The 18,023-nt window shown below is 34.7% G+C and carries 21 protein-coding genes; 15 read left to right on the top strand and 6 right to left on the bottom strand.

Features of this window, described 5'->3' with window-relative positions; genetic code table 11:
• Positions 1-13: 13 nt before the first annotated feature.
• Positions 14-625, top strand: a complete 612-nt coding sequence (locus tag MHH42_RS17965; protein WP_000975464.1) for an alpha/beta hydrolase — start codon at positions 14-16, stop codon at positions 623-625.
• Between the two features lie 53 nt (positions 626-678).
• Here the strand turns inward: MHH42_RS17965 and MHH42_RS17960 are convergent, their stop codons facing one another.
• Positions 679-2,211: a BA3702 family sensor histidine kinase gene (locus tag MHH42_RS17960; protein ID WP_016108908.1), complete on the bottom strand. Its 1,533-nt coding sequence runs from the start codon at positions 2,209-2,211 to the stop codon at positions 679-681.
• Positions 2,212-2,446: 235 nt separating this feature from the next.
• Between MHH42_RS17960 and MHH42_RS17955 the strand changes: the two genes are divergently transcribed.
• A complete protein-coding gene (locus tag MHH42_RS17955; RefSeq protein ID WP_000844356.1) occupies positions 2,447-2,818 on the top strand; it encodes a VOC family protein in 372 nt (123 codons plus the stop codon).
• 19 nt (positions 2,819-2,837) lie between these two features.
• Here MHH42_RS17955 and MHH42_RS17950 read toward each other — a convergent pair whose 3' ends face one another.
• Positions 2,838-3,647, bottom strand: a complete 810-nt coding sequence (locus MHH42_RS17950; RefSeq protein ID WP_000617799.1) for a YitT family protein — start codon at positions 3,645-3,647, stop codon at positions 2,838-2,840.
• 144 nt (positions 3,648-3,791) lie between these two features.
• Here MHH42_RS17950 and MHH42_RS17945 point away from each other — a divergent pair, with 144 nt between their 5' ends.
• Genes MHH42_RS17945 through MHH42_RS17935 form a run of 3 tightly spaced genes read left to right on the top strand, consistent with a single transcriptional unit; the run spans position 3,792 to position 5,331 of the window.
• Entirely contained in the window at positions 3,792-4,595 is an 804-nt protein-coding gene (locus MHH42_RS17945) for a protein phosphatase 2C domain-containing protein (protein WP_070173623.1), read from the top strand.
• A gap of 15 nt (positions 4,596-4,610) precedes the next feature.
• The gene (locus MHH42_RS17940; RefSeq protein ID WP_000402959.1) at positions 4,611-5,063 is read left to right on the top strand and encodes a peptidoglycan recognition protein family protein; all 453 of its coding nucleotides are present in this window, start codon (positions 4,611-4,613) and stop codon (positions 5,061-5,063) included.
• Positions 5,064-5,082: 19 nt separating this feature from the next.
• Positions 5,083-5,331, top strand: coding sequence for a DUF2164 domain-containing protein (locus MHH42_RS17935; protein WP_000981064.1), 249 nt, complete (start codon positions 5,083-5,085; stop codon positions 5,329-5,331).
• Positions 5,332-5,354: 23 nt separating this feature from the next.
• On the opposite strand, the gene MHH42_RS17930 is transcribed toward MHH42_RS17935, so the two are convergent.
• Together MHH42_RS17930 and MHH42_RS17925 are read right to left on the bottom strand one after the other, a co-directional pair.
• Positions 5,355-5,558: a CsbD family protein gene (locus MHH42_RS17930; RefSeq protein WP_097837387.1), complete on the bottom strand. Its 204-nt coding sequence runs from the start codon at positions 5,556-5,558 to the stop codon at positions 5,355-5,357.
• 171 nt (positions 5,559-5,729) lie between these two features.
• Positions 5,730-6,542, bottom strand: a complete 813-nt coding sequence (locus MHH42_RS17925) for a GNAT family N-acetyltransferase (RefSeq protein ID WP_070173621.1) — start codon at positions 6,540-6,542, stop codon at positions 5,730-5,732.
• Positions 6,543-6,695: 153 nt separating this feature from the next.
• On the opposite strand from MHH42_RS17925, the gene MHH42_RS17920 reads away from it, so the two are divergent.
• The 7 genes from MHH42_RS17920 (at position 6,696) to MHH42_RS17890 (ending at position 13,608) form a co-directional block, all read left to right on the top strand.
• Positions 6,696-6,899: a hypothetical protein gene (locus tag MHH42_RS17920; RefSeq protein ID WP_000810202.1), complete on the top strand. Its 204-nt coding sequence runs from the start codon at positions 6,696-6,698 to the stop codon at positions 6,897-6,899.
• 119 nt (positions 6,900-7,018) lie between these two features.
• Entirely contained in the window at positions 7,019-7,456 is a 438-nt protein-coding gene (locus MHH42_RS17915; RefSeq protein WP_253185315.1) for a GNAT family N-acetyltransferase, read from the top strand.
• 268 nt (positions 7,457-7,724) lie between these two features.
• Complete coding sequence (locus tag MHH42_RS17910) at positions 7,725-8,513, top strand: helix-turn-helix domain-containing protein (RefSeq protein WP_070173619.1); 789 nt, start codon at positions 7,725-7,727, stop codon at positions 8,511-8,513.
• Positions 8,514-8,682: 169 nt separating this feature from the next.
• Positions 8,683-10,296: a long-chain fatty acid--CoA ligase gene (locus MHH42_RS17905; RefSeq protein ID WP_000980193.1), complete on the top strand. Its 1,614-nt coding sequence runs from the start codon at positions 8,683-8,685 to the stop codon at positions 10,294-10,296.
• A 123-nt stretch (positions 10,297-10,419) separates the two neighbouring features.
• Entirely contained in the window at positions 10,420-10,995 is a 576-nt protein-coding gene (locus tag MHH42_RS17900) for a biotin transporter BioY (RefSeq protein WP_001093347.1), read from the top strand.
• Between the two features lie 65 nt (positions 10,996-11,060).
• A complete protein-coding gene (locus tag MHH42_RS17895; protein ID WP_000511382.1) occupies positions 11,061-12,524 on the top strand; it encodes an acyl-CoA synthetase in 1,464 nt (487 codons plus the stop codon).
• Positions 12,517-13,608, top strand: a complete 1,092-nt coding sequence (locus MHH42_RS17890) for an acetyl-CoA C-acyltransferase (protein WP_070189662.1) — start codon at positions 12,517-12,519, stop codon at positions 13,606-13,608. Before MHH42_RS17895 ends, MHH42_RS17890 begins: the two co-directional genes overlap by 8 nt.
• An 8-nt stretch (positions 13,609-13,616) precedes the next feature.
• Here MHH42_RS17890 and MHH42_RS17885 read toward each other — a convergent pair whose 3' ends face one another.
• Positions 13,617-14,198, bottom strand: coding sequence for a DUF6434 domain-containing protein (locus MHH42_RS17885; protein ID WP_070173617.1), 582 nt, complete (start codon positions 14,196-14,198; stop codon positions 13,617-13,619).
• 104 nt (positions 14,199-14,302) lie between these two features.
• Here MHH42_RS17885 and MHH42_RS17880 point away from each other — a divergent pair, with 104 nt between their 5' ends.
• Positions 14,303-14,746 carry an NUDIX hydrolase gene (locus MHH42_RS17880; protein WP_000432590.1) on the top strand — a complete coding sequence of 148 codons (444 nt, stop codon included), beginning with the start codon at positions 14,303-14,305 and terminating at the stop codon, positions 14,744-14,746.
• 199 nt (positions 14,747-14,945) lie between these two features.
• On the opposite strand, the gene MHH42_RS17875 is transcribed toward MHH42_RS17880, so the two are convergent.
• Positions 14,946-16,148: a serine-tRNA(Ala) deacylase AlaX gene (locus MHH42_RS17875; RefSeq protein WP_000435884.1), complete on the bottom strand. Its 1,203-nt coding sequence runs from the start codon at positions 16,146-16,148 to the stop codon at positions 14,946-14,948.
• Positions 16,149-16,284: 136 nt separating this feature from the next.
• Here MHH42_RS17875 and MHH42_RS17870 point away from each other — a divergent pair, with 136 nt between their 5' ends.
• Together MHH42_RS17870 and MHH42_RS17865 are read left to right on the top strand one after the other, a co-directional pair.
• Positions 16,285-16,692: a hypothetical protein gene (locus MHH42_RS17870; protein ID WP_000965132.1), complete on the top strand. Its 408-nt coding sequence runs from the start codon at positions 16,285-16,287 to the stop codon at positions 16,690-16,692.
• 67 nt (positions 16,693-16,759) lie between these two features.
• Positions 16,760-17,998 carry an MDR family MFS transporter gene (locus MHH42_RS17865; protein ID WP_000676818.1) on the top strand — a complete coding sequence of 413 codons (1,239 nt, stop codon included), beginning with the start codon at positions 16,760-16,762 and terminating at the stop codon, positions 17,996-17,998.
• Positions 17,999-18,023: the final 25 nt, after the last annotated feature.

The following is an 18,023-nucleotide window of genomic DNA, read 5'->3' as shown; positions in this document are numbered from 1 at the left end:
GGGGAAAAGGATTATGATGAAACATGTTTTTCAAAAAGGAAAAGATACTTCAAAACCAGTGTTGTTATTACTTCATGGTACGGGCGGTAATGAACTAGATTTATTACCACTTGCAGAAATAATTGATCCGGGAGCTTCGGTATTAAGTGTTCGTGGAAATGTATTAGAGAATGGGATGCCACGTTTCTTCCGTAGATTAGCAGAAGGTATTTTTGATGAAGAAGATTTAATTTTCCGTACGAAGGAGTTAAATGAATTTTTAAACGAAGCGGCAAAAACATATGAATTTGATAGAAATAACATTATAGCTATCGGTTATTCAAATGGAGCGAACATTGCAGCGAGCTTATTATTCCATTATGAAGATGCGTTAAAAGCTGCTGTTCTTCATCATCCAATGGTGCCTAGAAGAGGAATCCAATTGCCTAATTTAGCAGAAACAGCGGTATTTATCGCAGCTGGGACAAATGATCCAATTTGTGCGCCTTCTGAGTCAGAAGAATTGAAGACGTTATTAGAAAATGCAAACGCTAATGTAACAATGCATTGGGAAAATAGAGGGCATCAATTAACAATGGGTGAAGTAGAAAAAGCAAAAGAATGGTATGACAATACAGTATTATAGAAGGAAATAAAAAAGAAGCATTTGCTAATCGTTAGCAGATGCTTCTTTTTTATTTAAGACTGGATTGCAAGATGGGATGAAGAAAGTGGTAATTGAATATCAACGATGGTACCTTTGTTTAGTTCACTTGAAATGTGTAATTTACCATGGTGCTCTTCAATTATTTTGTAACACATCATGAGTCCTAGGCCGGTACCTTTTTCTTTTAAACTATAAAACGGTTCACCTAAACGTGATATACGATCTTCTGGAATGCCACAGCCTTCGTCAATTATACGAATTACGATGAAATTATTGTCTAACGATTTGATTTGAATGAAAATATTACCGCCATTTGGCATCGCTTCTATTGCGTTTTTTAATATGTTAATAAAAACTTGTTTTAATTGATTTCCGTCGCATTGAATGTCATGTTTATGGTTAAAATGATCCATAATAATATGGACGCTATGCATGATGGCAGTCGGTAAAAGAAATGTGACTACCTCTTCAATTAAAGTTTGTATGTTGTAAGTTTGAACGGATAAAACTTGAGGTTTAGACATCGCCATAAATTGACTCGTAATGGATTCCATTTGTGATATTTCACTTAGCATAACATCTACATACCATTTATTCTCCTCATTTATTTCAGGAAGTAGCAATGTTAAAAAACCTTTTAGAGAAGTGAGTGGATTTCGAATTTCATGGGCAATTCCAGCTGTCAGTTGTCCAACTACGGCGAGCTTTTCTGATTTCCGTAATAATTTTTCAGTCTCTTTTAGCTCGGTAACGTCCCTTCCCATCACGATAAGGCCTTTACGGGAACCGTCAGGATGATAAAGAGGGACTTTTGATATACTTAAGATGAGGTCGAAATCATCTCTGTGTATAATAAATTCCTCCCCGTGAAGAATTTGTCTTTGTTGCCATGCTAGTTCATCTACTTCTTCACAGTGTAAAAAAGCTTCTCGGTACGCTGCATTATATTGGATGAGTTCACTGTCCTTTTTCCCGTGATAAGGTACATGATGGAAATTAAAGCAGGAAAGTGCATAGTCATTTGCTTCAAGCCAGCGACCTTCATGATCTTTAAATATAACAAACGCAGGCATTGCATTCATTAATGTACGTAATCTTTTCTCGCTTTCTTGTAACATTTTTTCGATTCTTTCTGATTTTTCAAGAGGTTTCATAATCGCATAGACACCTGTTAGACGATGTTGGACAAAAATAGGAACTAGTTTTGTTACGACGTCTAATAAGTAGCCATCTTTATGATAAATAGATAGGATATACTCTTGCTGATTGTCTGCTTCGGTATTCTTTATATATTGTAATACTTGCTCAGAAATATGAGCTTCTAAAATAGAGATAATGTTTTTCCGTTCTAATTCTAAAGAAGTGTAGCCTAGTATTCTTTCTGCAGAAGGATTGATATGTAGAATAATTCCCTCTAAATTCAATGAAATAATACTATCAGGATTATGTTCGAACAGAGATGCGTACATTTCTGCTAAAGAACGATCTTGTATATGGTTTCGCAAACGTCCAGAAATGTTCGGATGACGTTTTCTTAGAGTTGATGAATATTTTTTACGACTCATAATATTTCCTCCGTACAACTAGCATCTAAAAGATTTGTCTAATAATAACTATAATATAGATGTAATGTGTATTTCTATAAAAAATGGAAGTTACAGAAAAAAATTTGTTTTCTTTATTTTTTGCAAAAGGAATATAAGGTGGTAATAAGGGAAGCTTATATTGTTTTATAAAGTTTTTGTAAGTTACAGGGGTGTGTTTTCTTTATAATATTAGAATAGAAGAGGGGGAGAGAAAATGAAAAGTTATATTCAAGGAATCGATCATGTACAAGTAGCTGCACCTGTAGGGTGTGAAGAAGAGGCGCGTGCATTTTATGGTAAAAAAATTGGTATGGAAGAAATTCCAAAGCCAGAAGAGTTAAAAAAACGAGGTGGATGTTGGTTTAAGTGTGGGAATCAAGAAATCCATATTGGTGTGGAACAGAATTTTACACCAGCTAAAAAGGCACATCCAGCTTTTTATGTGACTCAAATTAATGAATTTAAGCAAATGCTTATAGAACAAGGGATTGAAGTGATTGATGATCATGCCCGGCCAGATGTGATTAGATTTTATGTGTCTGATCCATTTGGAAATCGAATTGAATTTATGCAAAATAAAGACTAGGTGGCTTCCCACCTAGTCTTTAACCTCTTCTGAAAAGCCCTAATACTTCTACAGTTTCTGTAATATTAACGAACGCATGCGGATCAATTTCAGAAATTGTTAGTTTCATACTTGCTAATTCTTCACGAGAAACGACTGTCATAAGTACACGTTTTTTCTCGCTTGAATAAGCACCTTCTCCATCAAGTAATGTAATACCTCGTACAACAGTTGAAAGAAGCTGTTTTTTCATTTTTTCCGCTTCATTTGTTACAATCATAAGTGTAACTTTACGATGTTTCGTATGAACAGCATCAATTACTTTACCAGTTACATAAATTGAAAGTAAACTTGTAAGTGCAACATCCCAAGTGAAGAAAAATCCTGCAATTACTACAACGACTGCATTTAAAACAATAAGGAATCCACCAAGTTTAATGTCACGCTTACGAGATAACAACATACCGATAATATCAAATCCACCAGTGGATCCATTACAATTAAAAACAAGACCAATACCAGCTCCGGCAATAACACCTCCGAAGATAGATGATAAAAGTGGATCTGTTGCTACGATTTTTACTGGAACGTAGTATAATGCAACAGATAATACAATTACAGAGATAACTGTGTTAAAAATTACTTTTTTTCCAAGACCTATGTATCCTAAAATAAGGATAGGTAAGTTTAATACGAAGTTAATAATACCTGTGTTTACAGGAGTTACAATCCCTAAAATAATAGCAATTCCGCCAATTCCACTACTTAAAATTTTGTGGGGGATAAGGAAAAGATTAAAGGCAATCGCAATAATAAAAGAACCAATAATAACACCGAGAAATCTGATCATCTTTTTCCCGTCCTTCACTAAAAAATTCATATTATTTCAAGATTATATATGATATTGAAAGTTTTGGGTAAAAACAGTTTATTTTGGAAAATTAGATTAATCGAAACAATTTGATTGTTTTGTAATTTGAGAGGGGATACAGAAATGAGGATAACGACTTATCAACAAAAAAGCCCGTTGAAGCAAGAGTGTGAGGATTCTTATTTTTGTAATGAAGACAAAAATATTTATGGTGTATGTGATGGTGCAACACCGCTCGTTCCGTTTCGTGACAAAAAGGAACATAATGGAGCATACATCGCTTCACATTTATTTGCAAGTCATTTTACTTCATTATGTGAAAATCTTAGTTTACAAGTCGCGGTTGCAAGAGCAAATGAGTTATTGCAGAACAAGATGCTAGAATATAAGGTTGATACGAGAAAAAAAGAGCATTTGTGGTGTACATGTATTGCAGCAGTTCAAATAAATGGTGAGAAAATTGAATATGCGCAGTTAGGGGACTGTATGATCGTTGCAATTCTTCAAAATGGAACGATGCAAGTAGTAACGAAAGACACAGTTAAAGGAATTAGTAAACGAGCTAAAAAGAAGAGAGAAGAAGATCGTAAAAAAGGTTTATTTGTGCCAGAAGAACATGTTTTTCAAGATGTTCGAGAACAGTTAAAATACAATCGTTATCTTGCAAATATGGAGGGTGGGTATTCCGTTGCAAACGGAATGAAAGAAGCCATCCATTATTTACAACACGGTGAATTACATATAGATGAAGTGAGTGGGATTTTTATTTGTTCAGATGGGTTATTTCATCCAGATTGGTCACTCGAACAAACTGTTGCATATATAAGAAAGAATAGTATAAACGAATACGTAGCAATCATTGAAGAGTTAGAAGGGGAAAAGAGAATAAGGCCAGATGATAAGACAATTATTATGATCGATTTTTAAGAGGAGGAAGTTCATATGGAAATTAAATGTGTAAATTTAATATTTCAAGATGAGTTAGTTCCTTTAGGGAAAGTAAATAAACTTATTATTCACCATACGTCAGAAGATGGATGGGATGTGTATAAAACACATGAATTTCATCAAACTGTAAGAGGGTGGAGCGGGATTGGTTACAATTATTTTATTGAAGAGGACGGAACGGTAATTGAAGGAAGAGGGTTACATATTGGGGCACATGCGAAAGACAATAATCGAGATACAATTGGAATATGTATGACGGGTAATTTTGATAAGTATGATCCAACTACTGCACAAATGAATGCATTATATTCTTTATGTAAAATGTTTATGAAACAGTTTGCTATAAAGAAGGAAAATATACTAGGTCATAGGGAGCTAGTAGGAGTAACAAAAAGTTGTCCTGGAAATCGTTTTTCTATGGTAGAGTTAAGAAAAATAGTATCTTAAATATAGAGGAGTAACAACGATGATGAATATAAAAATACCAAATGATAAAAAAGAAGAGCTTGTAGCGCAAATTCAGCAATTTTTCATGGAAGAAGATTTAGATGAAATTGGACGTTTCCAAGCAGAGCGTTTAATAGAAGAAATGATTAAATTAGTTGGACCATTTGCATACAATCAAGCAATTGGAGATGCAAGAAAGCTTGTAAGTGAGAAATTAACGAATATTGAAGAAGATTTGTATGTGTTAGAGAAGAATGAAGGGAAATAAAAAAGAGCCGAATGGCTCTTTTTTTATTTGTCTTCTTTATACTCGTGTGCTTTTTCTTTTACATTATCGACAGTGCTTTTTGCATTGCCTTTTATTTTATCCCATTTTCCTTCGACTTGTAATTTTTTGTTATCCGTTACTTTCCCGACAACTTCTTTTACTTCACCTTTTACCTTATCAATGGCACCTTCTACTTTTTCTTTTAAACCATGATCATGCCTTGTCATACATTTCTCCTCCTTGTAGTTTGATTAGAATTCTCTTTTCATATTGCAAGTTGAATGATGTATCTAGTAATAGCGTAACAAATCTAGTTTGAATATTCAAATGATTAATAGGATAGAAAAGGAATTGTAAAACAATGTATAAAATTGAAATGGAAAGAGAAAGAATGTTAATTACATGTCTTTTGCAGTCCATATTGATTTTGTATAAGCGATTTTCAAATGAGCGCGTTCCATATTATTTTGACTACTACTACCGAACCTTGCTTGTCCAACTATTAAATTACAATTGGATTTAATAGCTGCCTCAATTCGTTTTTGAATTAATGTAGTGTGACAGCCTATACGCTGAAATTCTGGCAAAGTAGCAGAAGCAGCTAATGATGCAATTCCCTTATTTATATATAGGACACCAATACCCGCAGGAATATTTTGAACTTCTGCTATGAAAAAATACCAGCCTGGTTCATTGTGAAGAATTTCGTTATTTTGACGTACACCATCCTTTGTAAAGGAAGGCATATTAAATCCGCGTACATATATGTCTGCAAAAATATCAAATTCATTTTCTTTTAGTTGGCGCACTGAAATGTTAGAAGGAATAAGGGATGGATCTTCTTTCGGTATACTATATAAAGCGGTATGGAAGCTAGATTGATAAAAACCTTTTTTAGATAAGTACTGAAATAGTTCAGCTGTACCTTGCGCTGGTGTAATTTCAAAACGGCAAGGGATTTGTAGTGATTCATAATAAGAGATGATTTCATCTATCGCATCTGTATTTGTATATGTAATGCCTTTTACTGTATTAAAAGCAGGACCAGTAATTACTTTTGATGAAAAGGCAGTGGCACTCCCGAAATTTTTCATTTGTATTTGCATTGGATTTCCGCTTATTGCTTGTAGTAGCGCTAATCTAGAAGAGAGCATATCTATTTCTGCGTTTTCAATTTCTTGTGCTGCATTGAATGTCATAATCATACTCATAAGATTCCTCCGTCAATTAATATAGTTCATAGTACATATACGATTTTTATTCTGAGATTCCTGTTGAAATGTAAGAGAATAAGAGGTTTTTTGGAAGGGAAATGGAAGTGAACTGTCGAAGGGAAGTGGAAACAGATTAAAGGTGGTGCTCTCATGAAACAGAAAGACGTGCAGACATGCCCTAATTGCGGTTCTCAAAACATAGGAGAAGGTGAGTTTATCGGTTATGCACAAATACGGAAAAAGGAAACGATGTTCACATCTTCACCAGTAGATGCTTATATTTGTACAGATTGCGGGAATATCCTTTCATTGAAGGTACGGAATTATGAAAAGTTTAAGCAGAAGCCGTTATGATTGTTGAGAGGTGGTCATATCCAGCGTTGTATACGAAACATCTTATATTACGGGGAATTAATATGAGTGATATTTTACATATATATGAGTATGCCTCAGATAAAGAAATGTAAACGTATATTGTATGGGATGCTCATCAATCTTTACATGACACACAAAAATATATAGAAAAAATTGTGAGTCAATATGAAAAAGAAAAAGTAGCTCCCTTTAGAATTGTATTAAGAGAGGAACAAAAACTCATAGGGACTTGTGGATTTATAAAATATGATGTAATTGAACATAAAGCGGAAATTGTATACGCCTTATCACGAAAATATGGGGGGAGAGGATTAGCTACTGAGGCGGCGTCAGCTTTTTTTAGCTATGGTTTTAATGAGTTACGTCTTAATAGTATTGAAGCAGGATGTAATTCAGAAAATGAAGCATCTGAAAAATTAATGAAACGTTTGAATATGGAATACGAATGTACAATTCAAAAGGATTTGTTCATTAAAGGTAAGTATCGTGATACGAAAAGATATTGTATATCTAGGGAAAGATATATGAATCAATGAAATATTTTATATTGAAAACTCCTTTAATTTAATAAGGGGGTTTTTATTTTTTTTGCAACAATATTTACCTTTAATTGTTATAATTGGTTATTGAGAGGTATTGTGTTTCTTAATATCACAATTATAGAATAAAACTAGCTAAATCGTATAGAAAACCTCTATATAACATGATCGCAACCGTAAGTTGACAAAGTGCAACCGCAGGAAGATAGAGATAAAGACAATGTTTACATACAATTTAGTTAAGAAAACAAAGGGGGACACACATATGGGATTTGGTGAAAAGCTTTTTAAATTAAGAAAGGAAAAGGGCCTTTCTCAAGAAGCGTTAGCTGAGAAACTAAACACGACAAGGCAAGCAGTTAGTAAATGGGAAAACGGTCAAGGTTTTCCTGAAACTGAAAAGTTAATAATGATTGGAAATGTATTTGAAGTCTCTCTTGATTACTTATTAAAAGAAACTGCTGAGCAAAGTAATGAAAAGGAAGATGGTTATTATGTAAGTAAGGAAATGGCGGAAGGGTATGTAGTGTATGGACAAAAAATTTCTAAATATATCGCATTAGGATTTAGCTTGCTTATTTTATCTACAATACCGTATTTATTATTTAAAGAAAATGCAACAATGTCTACATTCCTTGTCATTATCATTGCGGTCCTTGGAATTGGAGCAATGATGGTACCTGTAACACTAGAAGAGAGTCGATACAATGTATTAAAAAAGGAAGAATTAATGTTTGATCAAAACTTTCTAAAAGAATTGACAAAAAGATATGCGACTATTAAGAAGAAGTATGCAGCAGTAGTGATCGTTGGATTTTGTTTTATCGCAGCAGGAGCAATACCATTTTTATTTGAGAAAAAACGAATCACGTCAGGAGAGCTCGTGCAGTATTACCCTTATTGTGTTGTACTTATTGCTATTGGAGTTTATCTTTTTGTTCGTGTGTTAGGCGTGTTAGAGACGTATCGAATTTTAGTAGAAAATAAAGAATATAGTAATCGTTTTATCTTTAAACTCAAAAAGAAAGTAAGAAAAAAGGTAGATAGTTTATAAGCAAGAGAAAAACATGTTTTGGATCATTGTATTCAAAACATGTTTTTTATTGTTCTGAATTATTTCCAAAGGAATAATTCAGAAAATACAGAAAAATATCGTAATTATTTGTAAAAGTCTGTTATAATAAACAAAAAATGAGAACACTTTAAAGGGGGATGTAACCAATATGATGATGAATGTACCGCTAACAATTAGTTCTATGATGGAAAGAGCAGAGAAACTGTTTTCGAAGAAAGAAATTGTTTCACGGACACATGATACAGTTACAACGTTAACGTATAAGCAGTTAGGGGAAAGGACGAGAAGACTTTCAAGTGCGCTAAAAAAATTAGGAATAAAAGAAGGCGAGCGTATAGGAACGTTAGCGTGGAATCATCATCGACATGTGGAGGCGTATTTTGCTATTCCAGGTATTGCTTCCGTTTTACACACAATTAATATTCGTTTATCTCCTCAACATATTTCATACATTATTCAGCACGCAGAAGATCGCATTCTACTTATAGATGAAGATCTCGTACCACTCGTTGAAAATATTCAATCACAATTATCAACTGTACAAGCCTACATTATTATGACTGATAAAGATGAACTTCCAAATACTACGCTAGAACCTGTATATCATTATGAAAAGTTATTAGAAGAAGGCGATCCAAATTTCCAATTTGTAAAAGATATTGATGAAAATACACCTGCTGGTATGTGTTATACGTCAGCGACTACAGGAAACCCAAAAGGTGTTGTATATACGCATCGTAGTACTGTATTGCATTGTATGGCACTTGGTTTAGCGGATACAGCTGCTTTATCGGAAAGTGATGCGGCGATGGCAATTGTACCGATGTTCCATGTGAACGCTTGGGGGCTTCCTTTCGCTGCTACTTGGTTTGGAACAAAACAAGTTCTCCCAGGACCGATGTTTACGCCAAAAATTTTATTAGAAATGATTCAAGCTGAAAAAGTAACGATAGCAGCAGGTGTGCCGACAATTTGGCTCGGTGTATTACAAGAGTTAGAAAATAATAGTTACGATTTATCTAGTATAACGAGAATATTATGCGGTGGTGCAGCTGCACCGAAAAGCGTTATTAAAGCATTTGAGCAAAAATATAATGTCCCTTTCGTACATGCATATGGTATGACTGAAACGAGTCCACTCGTAACGCTTGCACGTTTAAAAAGTTATGAAACAGAATTATCATATGAAGAGCAATTAGAAATCCGCTCCAAACAAGGATATCTTGTACCTGGTGTAGAGATGAAAGTAGTCGGTACAAATGGTGAAGTGAAGTGGGATGGTACGGAGATGGGAGAATTATGTTTACGAGCACCTTGGATCGCTGAAAGCTATTATAACGATGATCGTACTGTCGAAGGATTCCGTGACGGTTGGTTATATACTGGCGATGTCGTTACAGTTGATGAGGAAGGCTGCGTGAAAATTGTTGATCGTACGAAGGATGTTATTAAAAGCGGGGGCGAGTGGATTTCTTCAGTCGATCTTGAAAATGCTTTAATGGCACATGATGCTATATTTGAAGCGGCTGTCGTTGCAATTCCTCATCCGCAGTGGCAAGAACGCCCAGTTGCCTGCGTTGTTCAAAAGAAAAATAGTACGGTTACAAAAGAAGAAATATATGAGTTTTTAAAACCGCAGTTTGCGAAGTGGTGGTTACCAGATGATATTGTATTTATGGAAGAAATACCGAAAACATCTGTTGGAAAGTTTTTGAAACAGGCACTTCGAAAAGAACTTGAGCATTTGCATAAAGAGAAATAACAGAATTGTCATTTGTAAACTTACATTAATTTATGGTTGACAAAAGAAAAATAGGAAGATAATATAACTCCTATAATATGTTATCTAAAAACGATTTTAAGTTTACAAATAGGAGAAGCAAATATGAATACAAAAAATTTAGTTTTCGTCGCTTTATTTAGTTCTATTATGGGAGTGTTAGGGTTAATACCTCCAATTGCTCTTTCTATCACACCAGTTCCGATTACATTACAATCACTTGGTGTTATGCTTGCAGGTGGCCTGTTAGGATCACGTCTTGGGGCATTAAGTCAGCTCGTTTTCTTACTTATAGTTGGAGTTGGAGCACCATTACTTGCGGGTGGACGTGGGGGTCCAGGTGTATTTGTTGGACCAAGTGCAGGATATTTACTTGGTTATATCGTTGGAGCGTTTGTAATTGGATATTTAATTGAGCGTTTACGTGAAGTTTCTATTATAAAAGTATTATGTATTAATATAATTGGTGGTATTTTCGTAGTTTACGTATTTGGCATTACTGTACAAGCTTTCTTAATGGATGTTTCTGTATGGGAGACAATGAAAGTGAGTGCTGTGTTTTTACCAGGGGATTGCATAAAAGCAATTATTGCAGCAATTCTCGTGACAAAATTACATCGTTCATTGAAACACATTATTACGCCCGCTTTAAAGAATGGAAAATATACAAATGCGGGATGATAAAGAGAAGAAACACGTTCATTACGTGTTTCTTTTTGTTATTTTGTAAAGAAAGGACATCTCAAATGGGGATTATAAAAGAATATAAAAAGCATGCCTCTTTACAACCGAATAAAATAGCGATAAAGGAAAATGATAGAGCTTTAACATATAAAGAGTGGTTTGAATCAGTTTGTAAAGTAGCAAACTGGTTGCGCGTAACAGAATCGAAGAATAAAACAATAGCAATTGTATTAGAAAATCGTATGGAGTTTTTACAACTATTTGCGGGTGCTGCTATGGCTGGGTGGGTTTGTGTACCATTAGATGTGAAATGGAAAAAGGATGAGCTAAAAGAAAGACTAGCAATTAGTAATTCGGATATGGTTGTGACGGAAGGGTATAAGTTAAATGATATTTTAGATGAAGAAAGAAGAGTATTTGCAATTGATGAATGGAAACAAATAATAGAGAACTACCTTCCTAGAGATTATCTCGGAGAAAATGTACAAAATGCCCCTTTTTATATGGGGTTTACATCAGGATCGACTGGAAAGGCAAAAGCATTTTTGCGTGCACAACAATCGTGGGTTCATAGTTTTGATTGTAATGTATATGACTTTCATATGAGAAAGGAGGATTCTATTTTAATAGCTGGAACGCTCGTTCACTCTCTTTTCTTATACGGCGCAATAAGTGCATTATATGAAGGACAAACGGTGCACGTTATGAGAAAGTTTATTCCAGATCAAGTGTTGGATAAGTTAGAGACTGAAAATATTTCGGTCATGTATACAGTACCAACAATGCTGGAGTCTTTATATAAAGAAAATAGAATAATAGAAAATAAGATGAAAATTATTTCGTCAGGAGCAAAATGGGAAGCTGAAGCGAAAGAAAAAATAAAGAGTATATTTCCTTATGCAAAAAAATACGAATTTTACGGTGCATCGGAACTAAGTTTTGTAACAGCATTAGTCGATGATGAGAGTGAAAAAAAGCCAAATTCAGTAGGGAAACCCTGTCATAATGTGCAAGTTCGAATATGTAATGAAGCAGGAGAAGAAGTACAGCTAGGTGAGATAGGAACAGTTTATGTGAAAAGTGATCAGTTTTTTATGGGATACATATTAGATGGTGTTTTAGTTCCAGAGCTAACTGAAGAGGGCTGGATGACAGTACATGATGTAGGCTATCAAGATGAGGAAGGGTTTATATATATAGTTGGTAGAGAGAAAAATATGATTCTATTTGGTGGAATTAATATTTATCCAGAAGAGATAGAAAGTGTGTTATATACGCATCAAGCTGTTGAAGAAATTGTTGTTGTTGGTGTAAAAGATAGTTATTGGGGTGAAAAGCCTGTCGCTATAGTAAAAGGAAGTGCTACGAAGCAACAATTAAAGAGCTTTTGCTTACAGAGATTATCCTCTTTTAAAATACCGAAAGAATGGTATTTTGTAGATGAAATACCTTATACAAATAGCGGGAAAGTAGCCCGCATTGCAGCCGAAAGTATAGTTAGAAATCAGGAGAAGATACATGAATAGAGCAGTTATTGTAGAGGCGAAAAGAACGCCCATTGGTAAGAAGAATGGGATATTGAAAGACTATGAAGTTCAGCAATTAGTAGCACCACTTCTTTCATTTCTAGGTAAAGGAATTGAGAGGGAAATAGACGATGTTATATTAGGGAATGTTGTTGGACCAGGGGGTAATATTGCAAGATTATCTGTTTTAGAAGCAGGACTTAGTTATCATATTCCTGGTGTAACGATTGATCGGCAATGTGGTGCTGGTTTAGAAGCGATTCGTACCGCGTGTCATCTCATTCAAGGTGGGGCAGGTAAGTGCTATATCGCCGGGGGAGTAGAGAGTACAAGTACGTCACCTTTTCAAAATAGAGCGCGATTTTCACCTGAAACAATAGGTGATCCTGATATGGGAGTAGCGGCTGAATTTGTTGCAGAGCGTTATAACATAACGAGAGAAATGCAAGATGAGTACGCTTGCTTAAGTTATAAGCGGACGCTACAAGCATTAGAAAATGGATATATACAAGATGAAGTATTGTCACTTAATGGATTACTAGATGAAGTAATAAAGCGAGAAATGCAGTATGAAAGAATGATTAAGAGAACAAAACCTGCATTTTTACAAAATGGAACGGTGACGGCAGGGAATTCGTGTGGTGTAAATGATGGAGCGTGTGCTGTACTTGTAATGGAAGAGGGGCAAGCTCGAAAATTAGGATATAAGCCAGTTCTTCGTTTCGTTCGCAGTGCTGTAGTTGGAGTGGATCCAAACCTCCCGGGAACTGGTCCGATATTTGCCGTGCAAAAACTACTTAGAGAAATGAATTTAGCAATAGAAGATATTGATTGTATTGAGATGAATGAAGCGTTCGCTTCGAAAATTGTTGCTTGTGCAAAGGAATTACAAATTCCATATGAGAAGCTCAATGTGAATGGTGGTGCAATTGCGCTCGGGCATCCGTACGGTGCATCTGGCGCTATGCTTGTGACACGTTTGTTTTATCAGGCAAAAAGAGATTCTATGAAATATGGAATGGCGACATTAGGAATTGGGGGCGGAATAGGACTTGCTCTATTATTTGAGAAAGTAGAAGACTAGCAAGATAACTAGTTTTCTACTTTTTGAGGAATATAAGCATTGCTACCAGGTTTTACTTTTATTTCGTTCCAAGCAGCGATAACGTCAGCTTTTGATTTTCCTTTGTTATTTGGATCTTCAAAAAAATCGCGAATAAAACGATTGTATTCAAACTGTGTACCAATAGTTGTTTTATACGCAGGGTCTTTTTTACGTTCGTTTTCCTCATACCAAAACGTTATAGCGTCTTCATATGTTCTTCCGATATTTTCTTTAAAAAACTTTTGAAGAGCTACTGTAAAGCGGAAGTTTTCTCCAATTTTTTCTTTAAAAAAAGCACGTACATCTTCGCTACATCGATGATTTTCAGTGATAATCGTTTGCAGGGAAAGATCTTTATTGGATAGGGAAGCTTTACTCACCTTTTGATGAGAACTGTTTTTTAATACTTTACCTGTAGTTAAATAATGTGAGATACGACCGCTTATTTCGATCTTAGAGCCACTAGCTGGTAAATCATACTCACGACAAAATATTTGTAGTTCAGCTTTCAACCAATAATAGTTTTGGAAATCTTCAAGAGATATAGACTTTGTTAAAGGTGGACGCATGAATGTAACAACTTCTTTCTTCCATAATTTTCTTTAATTATAAAACGTACGTTCTTTTTGTGGAAGGATTAATTTGTAAATGTAATAGGAAGAGGAGATTACATATGGAAAATGTAATGCAAGTTCGTGTTACTGGAATTTTAATTGAAAGCGAAAAGGTATTGCTAGTAAAGCAAAAAGTTGCTAATCGGGATTGGTCTTTACCTGGGGGAAGGGTAGAGAATGGTGAAACGTTAGAAGAAGCGATGATTCGAGAAATGAAAGAAGAAACGGGATTAGATGTTAAGGTTAAGAATTTATTGTATGTTTGTGATAAACCAGATGCTCTCCCGTCTTTATTACATATTACATTTCTGCTTGAAAGGATGGAAGGTGAAATCACTTTACCTTCTAACGAGTTTGATCATAATCCAATTCAGGATGTACAAATGGTGCGAATAGAAGAATTAAGTAGTTATGGTTTTTCTGAGAAATTTACTAAACTTGCATCTGAAAAATTTCTGAATGCAGGAAGTTACCAAGGTTTAAAACAAAATATTGGCTTGTAAATATAAACTACTTTGAATATTGCTTTTTTCGGTAAATCGATATTTCTTGTCGAATCGTCGATATATGGTAAGTTATGATTGATAAAGTCAAAATGTCGTTCCTGAAATTTCATTTATCGTATTACTATGTATGAAGCAAAAAATAAGGAGATGTCCCTAGTTTGAAATTTCGCTAGACGACATCTCCTTAAGAAATGTTTTACACTGCAGATTGTAAAGAAGAAATAAGCTGATGTAAAAACTCATCACCGCTCATAATCGCTTTCCCACCACCGCGAGCGCTCTTTTTATTTCCGCCACCTTTTCCTTCAATTGCAGGAAGTGCATCTTTTAAAAGAGCATTCATATCGAGCGTTACTGTTTTTCCACAAGCGAGGATGCATTGTAGTTTGTCATCATTTTCAATGACGAAATATGTAATTGCATGCTCTTGTTGTTCTATAATGATAGCAGATAGTTTGGCAACTTCTTGCATAGAACGATTTGTAAATACTTTAGAAATAAGGAATCCAGCATGTATTTCTGCAGGCTGTTGTAATAGTTCATTTGCCTCTGCAAATAATAATTTTTCATTCATTGTCTGTATCGCTTTTTCGTTTTCTTTTTGAGAGATAAGAAGTTGTGCTACTTTTGCTGGAATATCAGTTTCGCTACTATTTAATTGTTTAGAAACATCTTTCATAATTTGTTGCTGTTGTCCCATTAATTTCAGTGTGCGCCAGCCAGCGATAAACGTTAATCGAATACCACCTTTATTGCGCTCCCAATTAAGTACTTGAATAAGACCTACTTCACCTGTACGTCTCGGATGAGTTCCACCACAGCCGTTATAATCAAAGTTTTCGATAATAACAACGCGTATATTTTCGGTTAAAGTCGGTTCTTTACGAAGAGGTAACGTTTTCGCTTCCTCTAAGTTCATCCACTGAATACGGATTGGGTGGTTTTCAAAAACAATATTGTTGGCAATTTGCACTGCTTTTTCAATCGTTTCTGCAGGAAGATTTTCTGTTTCTAAATCAATTGTCACCGTTTCTTTTCCAAGGTGGAATCCGATAGTGGGTATGTTAAAATGATCCCAAAAAGCAGCAGATAAAATGTGCTGAGCTGCATGTTGCTGCATATGATCAAAACGGCGCTCCCAATTAATTTTACCTTCTACTTCTGCTGTTTCTAATTGTTCTGCAATGAAGTGGCGGATTTCTCCATTTACTTCTTCAACATTAGTGACTAAGGTACCATTTAGTGTGCCAGTATCATATGGTTGTCCACCGCCTGTTGGGTAAAATGCCGTTTCATTTAAAACAACATATAAGTTATCTTCTTTATCATAATCTTGCTTTATAATTTTCGTAGTAAAGTCTTTCGTATAAGCGTCGATGTAATATAATTTTTGCTCCAATTTTCTTTCCCCTTTCGTATTCACTAGTTTCATTGTAAAACAATTGAAATAAGTTTCCTAATATTTCAGAAGAAAGAAACTATTTTTAGAATTTTCTTGCTATAATAAGAAAAAGAAAATGCGGGGGTGGAATGAAATGCTATATGAAAACGGCGTAGATAAACTGCTTAGTTTAAACAGAAATATTTCTGAATTATACCGAGAATTAAATGAAATGACCCGGATTTTAACGGAGTGTAATCGAGAAAGCGTGAAATTTGATCGGTTATATGTAAAAGAGCTACTGTGGAAAAAAGAAGATGTGATAGAGAAGTATGATCAATTACTTGTGCAGCTTTGTATGAATGAATGCTTTGATTTAAAAAGTGTAATTACTGGCGAATATAAGTATACATATGAAGAAGTAGAAAGTATTGTTTTACAATTTAATGAAAAGTATAACGTAGCAATTTTAATTAAAGATATTTGTAAAGAATTACAGTTTACATATGGCATTGATATGGACATATCGAGAGCGGCTCGGGTGCAAACATCTCAAGTATAAAAAGGAAAAAGAAAGCAGATCCTTTGCTTTCTTTTTTTATGTAAGAAAAGGGAGAGTAGGTTTAAAGATGAAGGGGAAGTTACAAAATATTCATCCACTTGGCATGACAATTATAATAGGGACATTATTTGCGAGGTTTGCAACTTCAATGAGTATTCCTTTTTTAGCAATTTATTTAACAACTGTTAAAGACGTTTCAGCTGGAATGACGGGTGCTATTATTGGAACGAGTGCGCTTGTTGGAGTGTTTGCTAGTTTTATTGGGGGCAATTTATCGGATCGATTTGGTCGGAAGATGATTATAATATGGTCCATGATTGTTTGGGTGTTTGTATTTATCGGATTTTCAGTTGCAGATCATGTTTTGAGTTTCTTTTTATTAAACGCTTTGAATGGATTATGTCGTTCTTTTTTTGAACCGACATCAAGAGCGTTATTATCAGATTTAACAAAGCCAGAGTATCGGTTACTCGTCTATAACTTACGATATGGTGCAATAAATGTTGGGGTTGCGATTGGACCGATTGTTGGATTACAGCTCGGAAGTGCAAAATCAACAATTCCTTTTTTAGTAGCCGCTGGAGTTTACATTCTATATACAGCTATATTAGCACTGCAATTTAAGAAATATCCACTTAATAAAAAGAAAATGAATACAGAAAATCCTGTTACAATGCTAAATGCAATTCGTATATTGCGAAAGGATGTAGTATTTTTAGTTGCGTTAGTCGGTATTATTTTGAGTAATAGTGGTTTTTCACATTTAACGACGACAGTATCTCAATATTTTGCTAATGCACATATATTTCAGGATGGGGTAAAGTTGTTCTCATATATGCTAGCTTTAAATGCAATTGTAGTAGTGGTTATTCAATACCCTGTCATTCAAATGTGTAAAAAGTATACACCGTTAGCATCAATTATGGTTGGAACGTTATTTGTGAGTGGGGGATTATTTGGATTTGGACTAGTAGAATCTATGTTAGGAGCAGCTATTTGTACCATTATTTTCACATTTGGAGAAGTTTTAATGTTTTCAATGACAGATGTATTTATTGATGAGATCGCTGATTCCAACCTGAAAGGAACATACTTCGGAGCGATGGGCTTTTCAGGAATTGGAGGAGTAATTGGTCCTTGGTTTGGGGGAGTACTACTCGATTATTACGGGTATCAAAATGGGTTTGTAGTATTTTTAGCGCTAGCCCTATTTTCAACTGTAGCATTTCCTGTACTTTTAGTTACAAAAGGTTTATTGAAAAAAAGGTACGATAGAAATTATAATATAGAAATACAAGTGAAATAAAATAAGCCCCAGCAACTTGCTGGGG

This window comes from Bacillus sp. FSL L8-0099 (assembly GCF_038006385.1).
Taxonomy (GTDB): domain Bacteria; phylum Bacillota; class Bacilli; order Bacillales; family Bacillaceae_G; genus Bacillus_A; species Bacillus_A toyonensis.
The sequence above is the reverse complement of the archived record's forward strand: the minus strand, read 5'-3'. Positions and strand labels throughout refer to the sequence as shown.

Coding starts and splice junctions, on each gene's coding strand:
- MHH42_RS17965 (WP_000975464.1), top strand. CDS start 14: ATGATGAAACATGTTTTTCAAAAAGGAAAAGATACTTCAAAACCAGTG.
- MHH42_RS17960 (WP_016108908.1), bottom strand. CDS start 2,211: ATGAGTCGTAAAAAATATTCATCAACTCTAAGAAAACGTCATCCGAAC.
- MHH42_RS17955 (WP_000844356.1), top strand. CDS start 2,447: ATGAAAAGTTATATTCAAGGAATCGATCATGTACAAGTAGCTGCACCT.
- MHH42_RS17950 (WP_000617799.1), bottom strand. CDS start 3,647: ATGATCAGATTTCTCGGTGTTATTATTGGTTCTTTTATTATTGCGATT.
- MHH42_RS17945 (WP_070173623.1), top strand. CDS start 3,792: ATGAGGATAACGACTTATCAACAAAAAAGCCCGTTGAAGCAAGAGTGT.
- MHH42_RS17940 (WP_000402959.1), top strand. CDS start 4,611: ATGGAAATTAAATGTGTAAATTTAATATTTCAAGATGAGTTAGTTCCT.
- MHH42_RS17935 (WP_000981064.1), top strand. CDS start 5,083: ATGATGAATATAAAAATACCAAATGATAAAAAAGAAGAGCTTGTAGCG.
- MHH42_RS17930 (WP_097837387.1), bottom strand. CDS start 5,558: ATGACAAGGCATGATCATGGTTTAAAAGAAAAAGTAGAAGGTGCCATT.
- MHH42_RS17925 (WP_070173621.1), bottom strand. CDS start 6,542: ATGAGTATGATTATGACATTCAATGCAGCACAAGAAATTGAAAACGCA.
- MHH42_RS17920 (WP_000810202.1), top strand. CDS start 6,696: ATGAAACAGAAAGACGTGCAGACATGCCCTAATTGCGGTTCTCAAAAC.
- MHH42_RS17910 (WP_070173619.1), top strand. CDS start 7,725: ATGGGATTTGGTGAAAAGCTTTTTAAATTAAGAAAGGAAAAGGGCCTT.
- MHH42_RS17905 (WP_000980193.1), top strand. CDS start 8,683: ATGATGATGAATGTACCGCTAACAATTAGTTCTATGATGGAAAGAGCA.
- MHH42_RS17900 (WP_001093347.1), top strand. CDS start 10,420: ATGAATACAAAAAATTTAGTTTTCGTCGCTTTATTTAGTTCTATTATG.
- MHH42_RS17895 (WP_000511382.1), top strand. CDS start 11,061: ATGGGGATTATAAAAGAATATAAAAAGCATGCCTCTTTACAACCGAAT.
- MHH42_RS17890 (WP_070189662.1), top strand. CDS start 12,517: ATGAATAGAGCAGTTATTGTAGAGGCGAAAAGAACGCCCATTGGTAAG.
- MHH42_RS17885 (WP_070173617.1), bottom strand. CDS start 14,198: ATGCGTCCACCTTTAACAAAGTCTATATCTCTTGAAGATTTCCAAAAC.
- MHH42_RS17880 (WP_000432590.1), top strand. CDS start 14,303: ATGGAAAATGTAATGCAAGTTCGTGTTACTGGAATTTTAATTGAAAGC.
- MHH42_RS17870 (WP_000965132.1), top strand. CDS start 16,285: ATGCTATATGAAAACGGCGTAGATAAACTGCTTAGTTTAAACAGAAAT.
- MHH42_RS17865 (WP_000676818.1), top strand. CDS start 16,760: ATGAAGGGGAAGTTACAAAATATTCATCCACTTGGCATGACAATTATA.